The following is a 20,103-nucleotide window of genomic DNA, read 5'->3' on the forward strand; positions in this document are numbered from 1 at the left end:
TGTTTCGAAACGATTATCTGTTATTTTTGGGGAATTTAAAACCGTTGTTATTGGGTATTTTACAATCGTTGATTACAAGGAGGTAGTTAGTTATGGGTAAAGATACTGTAAGAAAGGTTAAAGTTAGGTATTTAGGGGAAAAGCAAAAAACAATACAAGCGAGTAAGGATTTAAAGAGTTGTATTCAAGAAAGAGAAAATATGGTTAAAAAATTATTGGACAGTCATGAGGAAAGAGGAGACATAGTCTTTAATAATTCTTTAGGGGTATCTGGTAATTGTAACCAGTATAACGAGGTGACTCGTGCAGATTACAAATTTATAAAAAAAATTAAATCCTTATATAAAAATACTGATTATACAATTAATAAGCAGGGACATCTATGTATAACTAAAAATAAGGACATTATAACTTTGTGTAATTTAGTAATAATCCCTATTTCTCAAGAAATTATTACTGATGGTATAAATAAAGAGATGAAATTAGAGCTTATTGGATTTTTAAATTATGAAAAGAAAATGCCTATTATTAAGGTCAGCTTTGATGAATTAAGAAATCCGAATTGGATTGAAAATAAATGGGGGATTGAGTGTGTTCTATATCCAGAAAACAAATGTTATGAAAAGATTCGTTGTGCTATAAAAATTGCTTGTAAGGGAATAAAGACGAAAATGGTATATAAAAGTATTGGCTGGTCTCAATTTGAAGATGGTTATTTTTATGTACATGGGGGTGGCGTAGTAGGACAAAAAAAGAATCCGTATATCTCTGACAGTTTACAGCCATTTAATTTAGTAATTAATGAGGATATGGATGAAGTTGAAGCTTATAAAAAATCATTAAAGCTATTAGAAGTTTCACATATAAGCGTTACATTGCCATTACTTTGTTTTACTTTACTTTCTAAGATTAATACATTATTGAAGTTACATGATGTGGAACCAAAATTTGTATTATGGTTGCATGGCCCAACCGGCAGTCGAAAAACAACATTGGCAAGTTTATTTTTTAATATATTTAACCGGGATTTACCCCAGGGAATACCAGCTAATTTTAAGGATACTAAAACAGCTTTAGAATTAAAAATGTTTGAATATAAGGATTGTACCTTATTAGTAGATGATTATCATCCAACAGATAAACTTTCTGAAAAGAAAGATATGGAAAATAAAGCTGAATTTATTTTAAGGATGTATGGGGACAGGATCAGTAAGTCAAGAAGTAATATTCATTTAACTAAACAAAGAGAATTAATGACAAGAGGATTATGTTCTATAACCGCAGAAGACTCTATGGGAATAAAATCAAATATAGCTAGGTGTATTAGTGTGCCTATTGATAAAGAAAGTGTGGATTTAGGCAGATTAACTAAATGTCAGAAGGATCCACTTGCATTTCCAACAATGATATATAATTTTTTAAATAGATTAACTTTATATATAAATAAAAAAGGAATATTACCACACATAGATCTTAATGAATTTAGGAAGAAATATAGGGGGACAGAAATACATTTCAGATTAATAGAAAGTGTATGGGCTTTAAAATATGCATGCCTTTTATATTTAAGATATGGGGTAGAGCTGGGCGTAATAAAAGAAGAAGAAATGAGCGTGAAATTAAATCAAGCAGAAAAGGTATTTATTCAGCTGGTAAGTAATCAACATATTGAAATGGATATAGAGGACCCATTGCGTATGTATCTAAATACAATTGATGAATTAATTGCATCTAATAAAATGCCCTTGTCAAAAATAGGGGAAGATATAATTACACAGAAATATGGCTGGTATGATAATCAATACTATTACTTACTGCCTGAATTAACTTATAGTAATATATTTACATTTTGGCAAAAAAGAAATAAGGTTTTCCCTCTAACTATGAGAAAGTTACATGAACTTTTAGAGGAAAATGGAATTATTGAGATAGATAAGGGTTCTGGAAAAAAGTGCCCCAAAGTAACAATTGCAAAAGGGCAACGTGTAAGGCTACTAAAAATCAATAGACAAAATCTAGATAGGTATCTAAATAAAAGTGGGCACGTGGGCTTATAAGTAATAATGATATTTTTAAATAAATATTATATACGTGGAGGTTGATAATTTATGCAGGATTCTCCCTATAATTTATTAATTGATTTATTAAGTGATTGGGTAGAGGAAATATTAAAAGAAGTAGGAGGGAAGTAAAATGATAAAAGCAGTAATTTATGCAAGGGTGTCTACAGCCGAACAAGCTGAAGAAGGGTATTCAATTGACGCACAATTTGATGTAGTAAAAAAGAAATGTGAACAGGAAGGACGTATTGTTGTAGATCGATATGTTGATAGGGGCATTAGTGGAAAAAACATGGAGAACCGTCCAGACTTACAGAGATTATTAAGAGATGCAAGAGGGGATAAGTTTCAGGAAATATGGGTTTGGAAAACAAATAGATTAGCTAGGAATCATTTAGATCTTTTAAAAATTGTAGATGAATTAGATAAAAATAATGTGGGGTTTAAGAGTTGTAGTGAGGCATTTGATACTGCTACTCCTACTGGGAAATTACTTATGAATGTATTAGCCTCTATAGGAGAATTTGAACGAGAAAGTATTGTGGAAAATGTAAAAATGGGAATGAAGCAGCGAGCTAGGGAGGGAAAATGGAATGGAGGCATTGTATTAGGATATAATACTGTAAAAATAAATGAAGATGAAAATACAACAAGATTAGGAATAGATGAAAAAGAAGCATTTATTGTAAAGGAAATATTTAATTTGTACGCCAAAGGACGTGGATTAAAAGCTATTACAAATTTAGTAAATAAGCGGGGGTACAAGACTAAAAAAGGAAATTTTTTCACGCCTATTGCTATCCGTACTATTTTATTAAACCCTGTTTATATAGGGAAAATAAGATATAATGTCAGAGAAAATTGGAACGAAAAAGGGCGTAAAGGTATAAATAAAAATCCTATTTATGCAGAAGGTAAACATGAAGCCATAATTTCATTAGAGTTATGGAATAAGGTACAAGAAATATATATAAATAGATCTAGAAGACCCCAGAGGATATTTGATGGTACGTTCCCCTTGTCGGGTTTAATTAAATGTCCTATGTGTGGGGCGCCTATGGTGGCCGGTAGGGTAAAAAAGAAATTGAAGGATGGGAACATAAAGATTATTAAGTATTATCAGTGTGGGGTTTGGAGAAATAAGGGGACAGCAGCCTGCCACTCAAATGGAATTAGGGCAGATAAGATTGAAGAGGTTGTTCTTGGGAGAATAAGTACCATATTAACAAAAGATAAAATTTTAAGGGATATTATAAATAATTTAAATTTAAATATAAAAAATAAAGTTAAGCCTTTAGAAGATGAGTTAAATATCATTAATAAAAGTATTTTGAATTTTGAAGATAAAAAATGTAAAGTTTTTGATTTATATGAAGAGGGGATAATTTTAAAAGATGTATTAACGAATCGACTTGAATATATCTCAAATCAAATAGAAGTATATTTGATTAATAAGAGTCGAATTGAAAAAGAATTACAAGAAAACACTTCAGAACCTATTACTTTTGATAAGGTAAAACAATTACTTCAAAAATTTAATGATTTAATAAGGGGGACAGAATCAACAAAACAAAAATTAATATTGCAGTTAATAATAACTAAAATAACTATTAATAATAATAGGGAATTAGATTCTATTACATTGCATTTTAATAGAAAAATAGAAAAATATCTTTTAGGTATAGAAGAAGATGGAACCTCCCAACAGGTTTCATCTTCTTTTAGTTTTACAATAGTAATTTAGAAAAATCTATTTTGTCTTATAAATTTAATTCTAAATAAGGTTTAACTATTCCTTTATCTGGAAATGATAGATGCATATTAGTAACTATATAAAAAGAAAATGATAGGAGAGGGAAAGTATGGCGTATAAAGGTGATATCATTAAAGTATCCCTGGTTAGAAAAATAAATATATTACCTGATCATTATGGTATATATGATGGAGAAAATGGAGTCTATCATTTTACGGGTGATAGTTTTGAAGATGCTAGAATTATGTTTACATCTCTAGATGAATTTGAAAATGGTGGTATATCTTATATAGAAAATGTGTACTCTAAAAAATTTAGTCCTGAAGAAATTATTCAAAGAGCTACTAGTAAATTAGGTAGTGACTTTGGAAGATATCATTTAACCAAGAACAACTGTGAGCACTTTGCTTATTGGTGTGTAACTGGGGTTCGTAAATCACAGCAAGCCCTTAACATTAACTCAGAGGATGATGATAGAGATATAGTAGAAAGGGCTATAGATGTAACCTTTGATCCGTTAATTAATGCTGGTAGGACAATCGACAGAGTTTTGGGATGGGATGATAAGGTTCGTGGAGAGAAGAAAGATATAGTTGAGAAGACAATAGATAAAGTTTTTGATCCATTAATTAAAATGGGGGGAATAATAGATAGGATATTTAAGCTCTAAATCAAGTTGTAATATTATAAGGAGTATATAATTTTAACCATGCTTTTTTAATCATTTTATGTATAGTAATATAGATGTATAAAACCCTAAATTAGGTTATGGATATTAAAAAATTTACCGAATGGGTAGATACGGTGAACCGTATCATAAATAGTAATAGTACATTCAAACGGCTACAGATGTGGCCGTTTTCTATATTTCCTAAAATAAGTATGTTTCTATTTCTAAAATAAGTATGTTTCTATTTCTAAAAAAGTATGCTGTAATATGAAGAGGAAAAAGTATAAGTAGTCATAGAAGTGAGGAGTTAAAGGTGAAGAAGTTTAAGAAATTTTACTTGGAGATTACGAGTGTATGTAATCTTGCGTGCAGCTTTTGTCCGCCGACGGAAAGACAGAAGCAATTCATTTCTGTGGAGGATTTTGCAAAAAGGTTAGACCAAATTAAACCACACACAGACTACATTTATTTGCACGTGAAGGGTGAGCCGTTGCTGCATCCAAAAATAGATCAATTGTTAGATTTAAGCCATGAAAAAGGGTTTAAAGTTAATATTACAACGAACGGAACGTTAATTAATAAGAGAAGGCATAGATTGTTAAATAAGCCTGCTTTAAGACAAATGAATTTTTCACTGCATAGTTTTGATGGGCACCCAGGTTCACAAGACAAAGAGGGGTATGTAAGAAGTATACTTTCCTTCATTAGAGAGGCGACAAGTCAATCAGATTTAATTGTTTCACTAAGATTATGGAATTTAACGCAGGATAATAAAACGAATGCTGAAATTCAGAAGAATAGAGAGTTATTATCCATCATTGAAAATGAGTTTGATCTATCTTATCAAATTGAAGAGAAGCTTACACCAGGAAAAGGTATAAAAATTGCGGAACGTGTCTTTATTAATCAAGACTATGAATTCCAGTGGCCAGCATTGCATGAAGAAGAGGATGATGGAAAAGGATTCTGTCACGGGCTTCGAAATCAAGCTGGTATTTTAGCGAACGGAACGGTTATTCCTTGTTGTTTAGATGGTGAGGGAATCATTAATCTTGGGAATATTAATAATGACTCATTTTCTAACATTATAGAAGGTGAAAGAGCAACAAACATTGTTGATGGATTTTCTAGAAGAGTTGCAGTTGAAGAGCTATGTAGAAAATGTGGATACCGTAAAAGATTTGGAAAGTAAATATGAAATAAGCCCTCATAAAGCGAGGGCTTATTTTTTATTCTTGATAAGAGCGCTCTAATTCATCAATTAAGGAACCAACGTAAGAAACAGCTCTGCGGATTGCATCTGGTTTTGACATATCGACTCCGGCATGTTTCATTAATTCAAGTGGTTTCATCGTACCACCAGCGCGAAGTACATCTAACCAGCGATCAACGGCAGGTTGTCCTTCTTCTTTAATCATTTGAGCTACTGCAGTAGATGCAGTGAGGCCTGCGGAATACGTGTAAGAATATAAGCCCATATAATAATGAGGTTGACGCATCCAAGTTAAGCCAGCACCTTCATCAATTTTTACGGAATCTCCCCAGAATGTTGAAAGGACATTTGTTTTTATTTCAGTTAAAGTTGTAGCTGTAAGTGCTCCACCTTCTTCTGCTAGGCTGTATACTCTTCTTTGATATTCTCCCTCAAGTAAGTGAGTAACAAAGTTGTGATAATATGTGCCAAGTAGTTGCAGGATTACCCATCTGCGCATTCTCTTATCGTCATTCGTCGCTAATAAATGCTGGGCTAATAGTAATTCATTCATTGTAGATGGTGCTTCAACGAAGTACATAGATGGACGTACATTCATAATACGCTGGTTTTTATTTGCTAAATAAAAATGACCAGCGTGCCCAAATTCATGAGCTAATGTGAAGCAGCCGCGCATCGTATTTTGCCATGTAATTAAAATGTATGGATGAGAACCGTATGGACTTGAACAAAATGCTCCAGTTGATTTTCCTACGTTATCTGCAAGGTCGACCCATCTTTCTTTGAATCCTTTTTCGATAATGGCACTATATTCATCGCCAAGTACTTGTAAAGATTCTTGAATGATTTTTCCTGCTTCTTCGTAAGTAATTGCTGGATTAAATTCGGGATCTAAAGGTGCATGTAAGTCGCAGAACAGCATTTGATCGAGTCCTAATACTTTCTTTTTTAAATTTGCAAAACGGCGCATATGAGGCGCCAATTCTTTATAAATAATATCGAGTTGATTGTTATACATTTCAAGTGGAACTTTTTGAGGTTCTAAAAGCATATGAGTAACAGATTCAAATTTGCGTAAACGAGAGAGTGTTACTTGTTTTTTTACCTCGGTAGCATATGTTGTTGCCACGGTATTTTTATATCGCTTCAAAGTGGACACAAATGATGAGTATGCCTTTCTGCGTATGTCTACGCTTGGAGAAAACTCATATTTACTTTCAAATAATGCAAATGAGACAGGAAGTTCATTTCCTTGTTCGTCTTGTATGGAGTTAAAATCCATATCGGCTAATTTAGTCATACCGTAAATTTTGTATGGAGAACTATGTACTTCGCCGAGTGCAGCAAGTGCTTCTTCAGTTTCAGGAGAGAGCGTGTGCTGCCTTTTTTGTAATATGTCTAGTAATGATTTACGGAAAGGTTCAAGTTTTGTTTCTTGAGTTAAATATTTTTCAATTGTTCCTTCTTCTAATGAGAGAATTTCATTATGAATAAAGGATAGCGCCGTATGTACTTTCGTCCATAAAGCGGAAATTTTGGAAGAGTTCGCTTGAATAACTGGATTTGTACGGTCGGTAGATTCTTTTAAATTTGCGTAGGAGTATAGTTTTGTTAACTTCATTAAAAGCTCTTCTTCTAAAAGTAGGCAATGTAATAAGGTCGTGGGACTAGTGTGTAATTGACCTTTAAACGCATCAAGTTTTTTTATATCATCTGTTAATACACGTAATGCAGTTTCCCACTCTTTATCAGATTCGTATAAATCAGAGAGGTCCCATGTTAATTCAGTAGGAACGTCTGCACGAATATGACGTTTCTCAATAGTTTTTTTCATTTGCTATATCCCCCTTATTATAAGTATTTAAAAACATAATACTAGAAAATTCAGTAAAATGAAAATATTTTACATTTCTATATATGAAAAAGAAGGACAAGCATAAAACTGCTTGTCCTTCGAGTTAAATTTAAAAATTAATATACTTTATCACCGTTGAAAATAGAGTTTTTCACGACTACATAATCCACAGTACGAATAGAGTCTAATTTTGTTCCACCAGCGTAAGAGATAGAAGATTGAAGATCTTGTTCCATTTCGATTAAAGTGTCTTCTAAAGAACCTTTATGCTCAACGAACATTTTCTTACCTTCAACGTTTTTCTTCTCACCTTTTTGGAATTCAGAAGCTGAACCGAAGTACTCTTTATAAAGTTTGCCGTCTTTTTCGATTGTTTCCCCTGGAGACTCTTCATGACCAGCGAATAGAGAACCGATCATAACCATAGTCGCCCCAAATCGAATAGATTTAGCTACGTCGCCATGTGTACGAATACCACCGTCAGCGATAATTGGTTTACTTGCAGCTTTTGCACACCAGCGAAGTGCAGCTAGTTGCCAACCACCAGTTCCAAAGCCTGTTTTAATTTTAGTAATACAAACTTTACCAGGTCCAATACCAACTTTTGTTGCGTCAGCACCAGCGTTTTCTAATTCTCTTACCGCTTCTGGAGTTCCAACGTTTCCAGCGATAACGAAGCTTTCTGGTAAATGCTTTTTAATATGTTGAATCATGTTGATTACAGCATTAGAATGTCCATGCGCGATATCAATCGTGATGTATTCAGGTGTAAGGTGTTCAGCAGCTAACTGTTGTACGAATTCATACTCGTCCGCTTTTACACCAACGCTAATAGAAGCGATTAATCCACGTGATTGCATATCTCTAATGAATGAGATTCGTTTCTCTGGTTGGAAACGATGCATGATATAGAAGTAATTATTTTCAGCTAAATAAGTTGCAATTCTTTCATCAATAATCGTTTGCATATTTGCAGGTACGACAGGTAATTTAAATTTATGTTTACCTAAAGTGACAGTTGTATCACATTCAGAGCGGCTGTTCACAATACATTTTGCAGGAATTAATTGAATATCTTCATAGTCGAATACGTTTTCCATCATTTACACCCCTAAAATACGAATATTTTATTTTTATTAATCAAAAATGTTCGTCCATATGATAATTTACATTGTTTTCATTAAAAAGTCAAAGGATTTCTTAACATTTTTTAAAAAAGTAGATTTTATATCTAAAAAACAACGTTAAAAACGAATTTAAAACGTTTTTTTGTTTTTATTGTTCGTTTATAAAAAAGGGTTGAAAAATTAAGATAATTATACAAGGGTGTATGTATTCTTTTTATTTTTTGGAGTGGATGTAGGATTCTATGAAAAGGTTAATGCTAACAATACGAGCAAAAGATGTTATCAAGTAGTTGAATAATATATGAAATGATAAGGTTTATTTCTATGTAAAAAGATGAATCTGGCATAATCCATCTTTTTATGTGAGGTTTCAAGTATAATAAGTAGGGCGATAGTAACGTATACAAAAGATAAAAAAGAAAATAATACAGAATAAAATGAGGTTAATATATGAGTAAAAAAGGGTTTTTTGAGTATAAATTAAGTAAAGAAATTGTAAGGGCACTTACGGGGTTAGGGTATGATCATCCAACAGAAGTACAAGGTGAGGTTATTCCAGTCGCATTACAAAAGAAGGATCTTGTTGTGAAGTCCCAGACGGGAAGTGGAAAAACAGCTTCATTTGGTATTCCACTTTGTGAGATGGTGGAGTGGGAAGAGAATAAACCACAAGCATTAGTTTTAACACCAACGAGAGAGCTTGCGGTACAGGTGAAAGAAGATATTACAAATATAGGGCGATTCAAAAGAATTAAAGCCGCCGCAATTTATGGTAAGTCCCCATTTGCACGTCAAAAATTAGAGTTAAAGCAAAAGACGCATATTGTAGTAGGGACTCCAGGGCGTGTATTGGATCATATTGAAAAAGGGACCCTTTCTTTAGAGCGATTAAAATATTTAGTGATTGATGAAGCGGACGAAATGCTAAACATGGGCTTTATCGATCAAGTAGAGGCAATTATTGATGAATTACCTACAAATAGAATGACAATGTTATTTTCAGCAACTTTACCGGAAGATGTTGAAAGGTTATCACGTACATATATGAATGCACCAACTCATATTGAAATTAAAGCGGCTGGGATTACGACGGATAAAATTGAACATACCCTTTTTGAGGCGATAGAAGACGAGAAGTTTTCACTACTTAAAGATGTAACAACGATTGAGAATCCTGATAGCTGTATTATTTTCTGCCGTACACAAGAAAATGTAGATCATGTATATAGACAATTAAAACGAGCTAACTATCCTTGTGACAAAATACATGGTGGTATGGTACAAGAAGATCGTTTTGAAGTCATGGATGATTTTAGAAAAGGAAAATTCCGTTATTTAGTAGCAACAGACGTAGCTGCGAGAGGAATTGATATTGATAATATTACACATGTTATTAATTATGATATTCCACTTGAAAAAGAAAGCTATGTACATCGTACTGGAAGAACGGGACGAGCTGGAAATAGTGGAAAAGCTATTACATTTATAACACCATATGAAAATAGATTTTTAGAAGAGATTGAGGAGTATATTGGCTTTGAAATTCCAAAGGCAATTGGACCTTCAAAAGAAGAAGTTATGAAAGGGAAAGCTGCATTTGAAGAAAAGATACATGCTAAACCAATTATAAAGAAAGATAAAAATGCAGACATCAACAAAGGCATTATGAAGCTGTACTTTAATGGCGGGAAGAAAAAGAAAATTAGGGCGGTAGATTTCGTCGGTACAATTGCTAAAATTAAAGGTGTTACAGCAGAAGATATAGGTATTATTACGATACAAGATAATGTTTCTTACGTCGAAATATTAAATGGAAAAGGACCACTTGTCTTGAAAGTCATGAAGACTACAACGATTAAAGGGAAACAACTAAAAGTTCATGAAGCAATTAAGTAAATAAAAACTATCCACTTTAATAGGTGGATAGTTTTTTATTTATGATTCTTTTAAATCATCCACTAGTTGCTCCGCTAAACGTCTATACATATTACTCATAGTCACGAAGGATGTTAGTAGTAGAAATTTTTCTAGCTTTGTGTCTTCTAAGGAAGAAATCTCATTTACTTCTGTAACACGGTTATTTACGTCTTGTTTAAAGCTTTCGACATTGCTTTCAGTAAGAGCAAGATAATTTTTGTATAACGTATTTAATTCGAATGAATCATCATTTAATAAGGAGTCATTTATAGTTTCTAATGAACTTTTTATGTCGTTAATGGAAAGAGCACCTTTTAATTGATAAATTAGGCTAATTAAAATCATATGCTCTTTTGAATATTTTTTATTTTTGATAGGGATGAATAGTTTCCCTTTTGCGTAATTATTAATCATCGTTTTTGTTAATACTTTTTCATCATCAGTTCTCGTTGTATCTGCATAAGTATTCTCAAATAGTTGGACAACTTGATCTACATATAAGTCAACATTTGGAATATCCTCAAGTTTAATATTTTTTTCTAAATGCAATGTCTCAAGTAATTCATTTATATTTTCCACGTAGAATCCCTCACTTTTATAACTTAGTGGAACTTAATGTCTAATACATCCTTAAATATGGTATTACGAAACAAATAAATTGTAAATGTTGACCTTAAAAAGAAATGTGTATATAATTACATGTAGTTATTGAAACTACATGTAATTATATGAGGGGTGTTATTATGAATGCTTATGTAAGGGAACCAGTTAATGCATTTACTCACTTAGGTGGAGCGATATTATCATTTATTGCCTTATTAGCTATGCTTGTGAAAGTTTCTATCAAGATGCCATCATTTGCTGCAATTACAGCTGTTATTTTGTTTGGGATTGGAATGATGGTCCTTTATACGGCATCAGCTGTATATCATAGTGTTGTGGCCAATGAACGTGTTATTTACTTCTTTAGGAAGCTAGATCATTCTATGATTTTTATATTAATTGCAGGTACATATGCACCCTTTTGCTTAATTACATTAAATTCAGCAAGTGGTTTGTTATTATTTTGTTTAGTCTATGCAACTGCGATTTGTGGCATTGTGTTTAAAATGTTTTGGTTTAATTGTCCAAGATGGTTATCGACAGCAATTTATATTACGATGGGTTGGTTAATTGTTTTATTCTTTGCACCGTTAGCTGAGAATTTAAGTACAGGAGGCATTGTTTTCTTAGTACTTGGGGGCATTTTTTATACAATTGGTGGATTTATTTATGGAACAAAGCCAAAATGGCTAGAGTTTAAATATATGGGACATCATGAAATTTTTCACGTTTTTGTATTATTAGGTAGTCTTGCACATTTTCTAAGTGTATATTGTTACGTAATTTAATAAGAAAAACGCCACATAACAAAAATTATGTGGCATTTTTCTTATTACTTGATTGGAATCGTATATGTTATAAAATTATTATGGGATAAAATGTAAGTTTCTGTGTTCGCATATTAAACATAGGATAAGAAATATGTGATATACTTTGAGAAGTTTATAATGAATGAAATATGGAGGACTATAATTATGGCAATACTTGTAACAGGTGGAGCAGGGTATATTGGTAGTCATACATGTGTAGAATTACTAAATAGCGGTTACGAAATTATAGTAGTTGATAATCTTTCGAATAGCTCGGTAGAATCTATAAATCGAGTGAAAGAAATAACAGGAAAACAATTTAAGTTTTATAAAGAAGATGTTTTAAATCAAGAAGCACTTGACGCAATTTTTGAAGAAAATGCAATCGAAGCAGTTATTCACTTTGCAGGATTTAAAGCTGTAGGGGAATCAGTAGCAATTCCATTAACATATTATCATAACAACATTACGAGCACTTTAGTGCTATGTGAAGTAATGCAGAAACATAATGTAAAGAAGATGATTTTTAGTTCATCCGCAACTGTATATGGTATCCCGGAAACGTCACCGATTACAGAGGAGTTTCCATTAAGTGCAACAAATCCATATGGTCAAACGAAATTAATGATTGAGCAAATTATGCGTGATGTAGCATTTGCAGATAGAGAATGGAGTATCGCGTTACTCCGCTATTTCAACCCATTTGGTGCACATGAAAGTGGACGTATTGGAGAGGATCCAAATGGAATTCCAAATAACTTAATGCCATATGTTACACAAGTGGCAGTAGGTAAGCTAAAAGAATTAAGTGTATTTGGAAATGACTACCCAACGAAAGATGGAACAGGCATCCGTGACTACATACATGTTGTAGACTTAGCAAAAGGTCACGTAAAAGCGCTAGAGAAAGTACTGAATACAACAGGAGTAGATGCTTATAATTTGGGCACAGGTACAGGGTATAGTGTACTTGAGATGGTTGAAGCATTTGAAAGGGTTTCAGGAAAAAAAGTTCCTTATAAAATTACAGAGCGTCGTCCTGGTGATGTGGCAATATGTTTTGCAGATGCATCAAAGGCAAAACGTGAACTAGGATGGGAAGCAAAACGTGGATTAGAAGAAATGTGTGCAGATTCTTGGAGATGGCAATCAAATAATAAAAATGGCTATTTGGAAGTTTAATATGTAGATACAAAAAATGCCCTTTGCATGAGCAAAGGGCATTTTTGTATTTATTTCCCGTTAAGTTTATTAGCTAATTTGGTAAAAAAGGTCCGCTGTTTTATAGGAATATTTGACTGGCAAAATGTATAATAATCAATATCTTTAATGTAAGTAAAGAGCCTAGAAATAGCATATAGGAATGTAATAGAAGATCCAACTGCGAAACTAATGCCGTAACCATTGAATCCAAATGGAAGCAGGATAAGGCTTAATAACAAGTTTGTAAAAAAGAAAATAGCTGATGTTCGAAATGCCCCTTTACGATCCTCAAAGTATAGGAGTAGTAATGTAATAACGAGCACCATTCCATTTGCATAAGCACCAACTATAGTTAATTGCAGAATAGAGTAATTAAGTGTTGTCTTTCCAGATTGCGAACTAAACATCCATATTATAAAAATAATAAGTAAGGAAAAAATACCTTGATTACGAAGCATACGTTCCATTTCCTGCTTTAAGACAAAGTTCATGGAATCTTTCAATTGTAAAAGCGTATGTAATGTTCCACCATTGTTTACCGAACTGAAGAACTTTTTATATCTTTCATAAAACCTCGTTTCAATGGATACTACAAAGAAAATATAGGTTGGGATAATACTTAAATACGCCCAGAAAACAGAAGTATCATAAATTTGATGATAAATAAATGTGTCTTCAATATTTCCCCGACCGTCTCCAAACCAAATAACAAAATTACATACCCAAATACCCACATTGTAAAAGAGGCTTGACCAAAATAATTCTGGATATTTATCTAAATAAGACAGAAAGGTAAATTGTTCAGTAGCATCACTATTTGGAAACATTCGTACAATAACGATACTTAACCATACTAGTGTAATGAAAGTACCGAGTGTAAAAGAAATTAAAAGCAATAGGGCAGATCCATGTTCTAACCCAAGTGTAGGGTGCCAGTAAGCTACTAGGATAATTCCTAATAGGGAAAAAATGGATCCGATTAAAAATGCCAGTGCAATTGATTGATAATCTTTAGCTGCTGTTAAATAAATGGACTGAATCCAGATGATATTTAAAGCTAAAAATAAAAATAGCATCACGATTTTATAATATAAAGCTAACGGTGTGAAAAATGCAAACAAAAGCCATAACATAATAGCTAAAAAAAGTGTGATCTTCGTCATTCCTAAAAATGAAGAAAATACTTTATCAGCTTTTTGTTCGTATAAAAGGTCAGCTACATATCTAGTTACAATGAGCTGCAATGCTCCGTAAATAATTTGAGAAAAAATAAAGCAATATGAAATTGAAATAGTGAAAAGGCGCTGTTCTTCAATTGAAATAGAATGAAATAAATTCAAAATGAATCGAATAGTTGTTACTGCTAAAATAACGACTAACCAAGGACCAGCTGTAACAAATAACGAAAATCCATAAGCTTTTACCCTTGAAGAATAGTAGTCTTCCTGAAATAATTTTTGTAATCGAAATCCTATACCTGCCATGTTTTCGCACCCCTTTCTAAATAAAGCTTACGATAACTATCAACAACACCTGATAATTGATAATATGCTTCAATACGATTACGCCCATTGTTTCCGAATTGTTGAATGGATTCAGGGTGGCGATAATACCATTCTAAGTGGGTGGCAACTTGTTCAGGAGATACAGGTGGTACAACAAAGCCACATTGGCCGTAAGGATCTTCATCTTGTCCATAAATTAACTCCTTACAAGAACCAACGTCTGTAACAACCCATGGTAATCCCGATGCCATTCCTTCTAACATAGCTAGTGGTTGCCCTTCAGATATGCTAGTTAATACGAGAATATCCGTTTGTTTTAAGTAATCTTTAATGTTTACTCTGCCAGTCATTATTACATGTTCTTTTAATCCAAGTTGCTGAATTAAATCACGACATTCTTGGGCATACTCTGGTTCTTCTGTATCAGGACCTAATAAGTAGAAGATAAACGGAATATCTTTTTCTAATAATAATTTAGCTGCATAAATCATTGTTTTTACGTCTTTAATTGGCACAACTCGTATAATAGCAGAAATAATGAGTTTATCTGAATTATGTTTTGGCTTACGTAGCCCCTTATAGTCAGATAAAGTAACACCATTTGGAACAATTTTTAGTTTATGGGCCGGAGCTCCTAGTTCTTTTTGATATGCACTATTCCGTCCGAATAACGTAATCACATCAGCAGCTTGTTCATATGCTTGGTGAGATAAATGATGGAAGAAAGAAACCCATCTTTTTTTGTATTCGATTGGTATCCAAGTTGATTGGAGTATTTCCTCTTCACGTTCCCGAGAATAAATACCATGCTCTGTTAGAATAAATGGTATGTCAGATTTGGCACTAATTGCAGCTCCAAGAAGCCCACCATAGCCTGTAGATACAGAATGGATAAGATCTAATTCAGGAAAATCAATTTGTAAAATTTGAATGATTGGTGTGAACATAGATCTCCACATCCAAAAGTAATTTAAGAAAGAACCGCTACTTTCTTCATACAAATAGCTTTCTTTCACTATTTCATAAAATTCACGACTTTCGAAGAAGGAATGTAGTGTTCCTAGCTTTTGCTTGTTCCCTAATATTTGTAATGCTTCTGTGTCGTTAGCTTGGAATGTAAACCATTTTTGAAGTGTTTGTACTTCATCAGTCGTTAAATTGGTTTTTATATGTTTTGGGTCACTTTCTGATTGTAAGGGAATCATAATGATATCTTTTACATTGTTAGGAATTTCATATTGATATTCCTCTTCTGTTTTTATTTGCGGTACGATCGCAAAAATGGTGAATTCATGTTCTTTAAATTGTTGGATGATCATTTGTACCCAACTTGCTACTCCGCCACTGACAAAAGGATAACTTCCTTCAACGACTAAACCTATTCTCATCTGCTATACCCCTTTAATTGGAATTGTAGCGTTAGCTTGTTTTAATATAACGCTATAAATTTGTGAATCTAGCTTTGTAACTGTGCCGTATGGGAATGAACCGGTTTTCAATTTTTTCCCTTCTTCCACACGTATAATCGTTGCAGTGTGGTTTGGTAATCCTTTATATGCAATGTGAACAGCATCATCTTCATAAGAAACAGTTAAATCACCAGTTTGATAAATTTTCATGGAAGCAGTTGCTTCACTTTGTGTCATACTTTTTATATAAGGATATCTTTCTCGTATTTCTTTAATTGTCGTTTTATAAGCTTTAAATAATTCTTCCCACGTTAAATTACCCGAACGTTTTTCATCAAGGATATCATCTGGATGGACGAAATGTGAGATAACCCCTAAATTTGCGGTAACATCAGCTAAAATAAATTGTTCTTCATCTGAAATAGCATAGCCACTCGTAATACGTGGGAAGTGATAAATATTTTTGTTGTGCTCGTCTGGTCCAAATTCTTGAATTAAACTGCCGTTACTTTTACTTCCCACATATAGGGAAGCAACTGTTTCCATAGTTGGAACTGCGTCGTTTAATGCACTTAATCCAGTTGTATTTATAATATTGGATGGTGGTACATAGGTTTTTAGTTTTTCGTTTGGAAAGAAGTTATACACGAGTTTTTGTAAAGCATCTAAGGATCTCTCCATGTCCTCTTTTGAATTCCATGGAACATATTCAAGTGCTTTATCTACTGGGTCTGGTGGTAATAATAAAGGTTGATGGTTATAGCCATGAATACCGATTTCTCCACCGTGACTTAATAATTCTCTCCCAAATAATAAATAGGTATTTCTATTTTTACCTGTAAAATTTTCAAAGGGTGGCGTTACTTTATTTTGGTATGTGCCAATTGCAACCCCTGTATATTTAATATCAAGCTCTTCAGAGATATCCTTCATATTTTTCCACCAATGTTTTTTATAAAATTCTTCAACAGAAATTTTTTCTGTTGTTAAGTTTTTTAGTTCTCCACTTGGAATTGGAGATGGGAAGTCATCGATATACATAATCTCCGCTCCAAGTTGTACTGTAGCGAAAGTCGGGAAAATAGTACCCAGTGATTGAACGAACATACCTCTACCTAATTTATCGTTCAATGCTGTTGTATTCCAATATAAGACTTTTCCTTCACCGTAGTCATTGGTCCAAAGGATGGGAGTATCTTCTGCAGTAATCCAAGTATTAGTTGTATTCTCATCTAGCGTAATATTCATTGAGCTATGAGTGAACAATGGAGAAGAACTTGAGAGATCAGGATAACCAGGGAATAAAACTTCTTCAAAGGTTAATCCTTTCACATCTTTGAAGCCTTCTTTTTTTGTAATACCAAATAATGTGTTCCAGGAAGGATCTGAATCAAGTCGGTTTGCGATAATAATCCTTCCGCCCATTTGTACAAAATTTTGAATATCAGCTTGTGGAAGTTGTGCCATTATTTCACCTGTAATAATAATTCCTGTATAGGGAGAGGGAGTAAGTCCCTTAATTTCATTAGCTGTAATATCTTTGTAGTGTAGGTGTGCGTAATCCATTGCCTTTTTCGTATTAAATTCGACTTGTTGCCCTAATGTATTATCCGTTTTTAAAACGTATAATTGCATTTTTTGTCCATTTTGGGCTACATCTTTTGCTTTGAGTGTTTTAACAGTATCTGTTTCTTTAGTTTTAGGAACAGAAAACTTTTGATGGAAATTTTCTGTTCGATATATAAGGATAGATATAATTAAGAGAAATAAAATGATACTAACAATTCCGATATATATATTAATCCCCTTTTTCAATGTGTGCGCCTCCAAACTGTCTTACAAATAATTGATATTTACGCGGTAGTATATGAACTCTTTTTGCAGCTGCTAGATTATTGATTAAGTTATAGAGCTCGTCCCATAACTTTTGTTCATAATATATTTCAAGTAACCCAACGTAACCGTAATATGATTCAGGATAGAAATGAATAAGATTTAAAAATTGTTCTTCAGACTTTGCATATTGTTTTGTATGTAGAAACAGATTTCCAAGGTGGAAAGGATAAAGAGGTTCGGTAGGGAATAGTTCTACACTTTGTGTAATAAAATTCATAAATTCGGCGATTATTTTTTCCTTTTGCTGATTAGAAAGAAGACCACTGTCTATATATCTTAAATAGTTAGAAACCAACTCTTTTGCAATTTCATTTTGTGGATTTTGTAGAAATTGCTTATTTAAGTATTCGATCTGTTTTTCGTACCGTTCATTTAGTAAATTAATAGTAGTTGCTGCGTAATGTACAGTTTCAGGATCTTTATGATGAATGGCTTCTTTCAATAAGCCTCCTTCATTGGAAATAGGGGAGGAGCTTAACTGTACAATGAGTTGTTTATGTAATTCAGGCTTATCTAGTTCTAATCCAGAAGAAAATGAAATTAGGTCCATATCTTGTTTTGCTGATGCCAAAATATCTTCATAATGATCAACTTGAAAGGAAACATACTCAGAGTATTGCTGTAACCACTCGGTCTTGGAGCGTCTTATATTCAGTAATAACATGATTGCTGATACAATAAGTCCGACAAGCGGGAAAAGGAGAGAGATAATCAAGCAAAACTCAATAATTCCTTTCTTATCTTCAGTAATCAAACCTTTCGTAAATCGAAATAAAAGAAAAACCAAAATAGCATAAATAAAGTAAAGAAGGAGTAAAATCATTAGCATAGCACTCCTTTAGAAGAAAGAGCGTTTTGTATACGAGTTTGGACTGGTAATAAAAACTTTTCTTCAGTGCCAGGTAATAGAATCATAACTTTTTGTTTGGTCGTGCTATAACCGAATATATCAATATCACGCAAATGATCTTTTAAAATAGAATTTATCATTTCTAAAGAATCTTGTGGAACAGTAAATTCAAAATAGGAATATGGATAAGATAATGTTTCGGACCGTTTCTTTTCTATTTTTAGTAAATGTTCAAATTCATCTTCATAATAAATACTCGTTTTAGGGAATGTACGATCCTCTTGACTTGATAGCCAAAGATTAGAAGCGTTTTGTAAACGATCACCCATCCAGCGCAAATACCATGTGAAAAGTTCGAATTGCTCAGAAGTTACTTTTGAAAATTCAATTTCGTCTAATATAATGACGTATTGTACATCATCTTGGAATAGGACGGGACCAACTAAAAGTGGAGCGTCTTGAAAATCCTCTTCTGTACGGAAAAAAGGTCGATTATGCGCTAGAGCGTTTTTGATGACTAGCGAAGCATTTTTAACAAAAATGGATTGAGGTAAGGTATTTTTACCAGTTTCTGTTCTTAATTTAATACGAAGTGATTGTTTATTGTTATCGACGTGATAGATACCAATTTTTTTTGCTCCGAAATACATTTTTAATACATTTATTCCCTCATCGAGTACAATTTCAGGATGTGTATGATTTAAAGCTTTAAACATATGATACATTTTAGATAAGTGATTATTTGATTCAAGTACACGAGAACGTAGTGTAATACGTGTTTCATCCAATTGTTTCACAACATATTTTAATTCTTTATTTTCGGCTTTTAGCTCATTATTTATCATATGTACATCTTCATACCGTTCTTTTTGTGCAGTACTCATTAGTCCACAACATAAACTAATAACAAGTAAGAAAATCCAATTAATCCAGTAATCTAATGAATAAAAGTACAGTAATATATCATCTTCTTTATATATACCGCTTATAAAAATATAAATCATTGCTTCTAGAAAGGTGAAAAGGGCGATAGATATGCCATACCGGCTAGAAATAATTAATGTAATAAATAAGAGTAAGAAGTATTCATACGTTGGTGTTAGAAAATCAGTTAGTATTGAGAGAAAAAATAGAGCAATAAAGAGAATCGTAGGTTCAATCATTTTTTGTAATAAATTAGATTGTCTATAGTGCATAAAAAATCCCTTCTTTCGTTTGCAAATTTAATTTTGA

General features: G+C 32.8%; 15 protein-coding genes. 7 read left to right on the forward strand and 8 right to left on the reverse strand.

All coding sequences use genetic code 11. The annotated features are described in order from the left end of the window. Positions 1–92: 92 nt before the first annotated feature. The 4 genes from PDQ68_RS17415 (at position 93) to PDQ68_RS17430 (ending at position 5,675) form a co-directional block, all read left to right on the forward strand. Positions 93–2,057 carry a hypothetical protein gene (locus PDQ68_RS17415; protein WP_046952062.1) on the forward strand — a complete coding sequence of 655 codons (1,965 nt, stop codon included), beginning with the start codon at positions 93–95 and terminating at the stop codon, positions 2,055–2,057. A gap of 136 nt (positions 2,058–2,193) precedes the next feature. After that, positions 2,194–3,804, forward strand: a complete 1,611-nt coding sequence (locus tag PDQ68_RS17420) for a recombinase family protein (RefSeq protein WP_048532883.1) — start codon at positions 2,194–2,196, stop codon at positions 3,802–3,804. 118 nt (positions 3,805–3,922) lie between these two features. Then, on the forward strand, positions 3,923–4,483 hold the full coding sequence (locus PDQ68_RS17425) for a lecithin retinol acyltransferase family protein (RefSeq protein WP_048532881.1): 561 nt from the start codon (positions 3,923–3,925) through the stop codon (positions 4,481–4,483). 313 nt (positions 4,484–4,796) lie between these two features. Beyond that, positions 4,797–5,675 carry a radical SAM/SPASM domain-containing protein gene (locus PDQ68_RS17430; protein ID WP_000713634.1) on the forward strand — a complete coding sequence of 293 codons (879 nt, stop codon included), beginning with the start codon at positions 4,797–4,799 and terminating at the stop codon, positions 5,673–5,675. A 37-nt stretch (positions 5,676–5,712) separates the two neighbouring features. Here PDQ68_RS17430 and pepF read toward each other — a convergent pair whose 3' ends face one another. Continuing rightward, positions 5,713–7,530, reverse strand: coding sequence for an oligoendopeptidase F (gene pepF, locus PDQ68_RS17435; protein ID WP_016719070.1), 1,818 nt, complete (start codon positions 7,528–7,530; stop codon positions 5,713–5,715). 137 nt (positions 7,531–7,667) lie between these two features. After that, on the reverse strand, positions 7,668–8,651 hold the full coding sequence (guaC, locus tag PDQ68_RS17440; protein WP_000432432.1) for a GMP reductase: 984 nt from the start codon (positions 8,649–8,651) through the stop codon (positions 7,668–7,670). Between the two features lie 477 nt (positions 8,652–9,128). Here guaC and dbpA point away from each other — a divergent pair, with 477 nt between their 5' ends. Continuing rightward, positions 9,129–10,574: an ATP-dependent RNA helicase DbpA gene (gene dbpA, locus PDQ68_RS17445; RefSeq protein ID WP_000037422.1), complete on the forward strand. Its 1,446-nt coding sequence runs from the start codon at positions 9,129–9,131 to the stop codon at positions 10,572–10,574. Between the two features lie 39 nt (positions 10,575–10,613). On the opposite strand, the gene PDQ68_RS17450 is transcribed toward dbpA, so the two are convergent. Beyond that, a complete protein-coding gene (locus tag PDQ68_RS17450; protein ID WP_000427879.1) occupies positions 10,614–11,174 on the reverse strand; it encodes a DUF1836 domain-containing protein in 561 nt (186 codons plus the stop codon). Positions 11,175–11,338: 164 nt separating this feature from the next. Between PDQ68_RS17450 and trhA the strand changes: the two genes are divergently transcribed. Further along, positions 11,339–11,986 (forward strand): PAQR family membrane homeostasis protein TrhA, encoded by a 648-nt coding sequence (gene trhA, locus PDQ68_RS17455; protein ID WP_000995364.1) that lies wholly within the window; start codon positions 11,339–11,341, stop codon positions 11,984–11,986. A 186-nt stretch (positions 11,987–12,172) separates the two neighbouring features. Continuing rightward, positions 12,173–13,189 (forward strand): UDP-glucose 4-epimerase GalE, encoded by a 1,017-nt coding sequence (gene galE, locus PDQ68_RS17460; protein ID WP_000996533.1) that lies wholly within the window; start codon positions 12,173–12,175, stop codon positions 13,187–13,189. Positions 13,190–13,239: 50 nt separating this feature from the next. Here galE and pelG read toward each other — a convergent pair whose 3' ends face one another. Genes pelG through PDQ68_RS17485 form a run of 5 tightly spaced genes read right to left on the reverse strand, consistent with a single transcriptional unit; the run spans position 13,240 to position 20,066 of the window. Continuing rightward, the gene (pelG, locus tag PDQ68_RS17465) at positions 13,240–14,694 is read right to left on the reverse strand and encodes an exopolysaccharide Pel transporter PelG (RefSeq protein ID WP_061184136.1); all 1,455 of its coding nucleotides are present in this window, start codon (positions 14,692–14,694) and stop codon (positions 13,240–13,242) included. Next, positions 14,682–16,103 (reverse strand): GT4 family glycosyltransferase PelF, encoded by a 1,422-nt coding sequence (gene pelF / locus PDQ68_RS17470; protein ID WP_016719066.1) that lies wholly within the window; start codon positions 16,101–16,103, stop codon positions 14,682–14,684. Before pelF ends, pelG begins: the two co-directional genes overlap by 13 nt. Positions 16,104–16,106: 3 nt before the next feature. Then, positions 16,107–17,939: a DUF2194 domain-containing protein gene (locus tag PDQ68_RS17475; RefSeq protein WP_061184137.1), complete on the reverse strand. Its 1,833-nt coding sequence runs from the start codon at positions 17,937–17,939 to the stop codon at positions 16,107–16,109. Beyond that, entirely contained in the window at positions 17,923–18,843 is a 921-nt protein-coding gene (locus PDQ68_RS17480; protein ID WP_044791870.1) for a tetratricopeptide repeat protein, read from the reverse strand. The genes PDQ68_RS17475 and PDQ68_RS17480 overlap by 17 nt, the downstream gene beginning before the upstream one ends. Beyond that, positions 18,843–20,066: a GAF domain-containing protein gene (locus tag PDQ68_RS17485; protein ID WP_270786898.1), complete on the reverse strand. Its 1,224-nt coding sequence runs from the start codon at positions 20,064–20,066 to the stop codon at positions 18,843–18,845. The genes PDQ68_RS17480 and PDQ68_RS17485 overlap by 1 nt, the downstream gene beginning before the upstream one ends. Positions 20,067–20,103: the final 37 nt, after the last annotated feature.

Origin of the sequence: Bacillus cereus group sp. Bc010 (assembly GCF_027716745.1) — a bacterium.
Classification (GTDB): Bacteria; Bacillota; Bacilli; order Bacillales; family Bacillaceae_G; genus Bacillus_A; species Bacillus_A pacificus.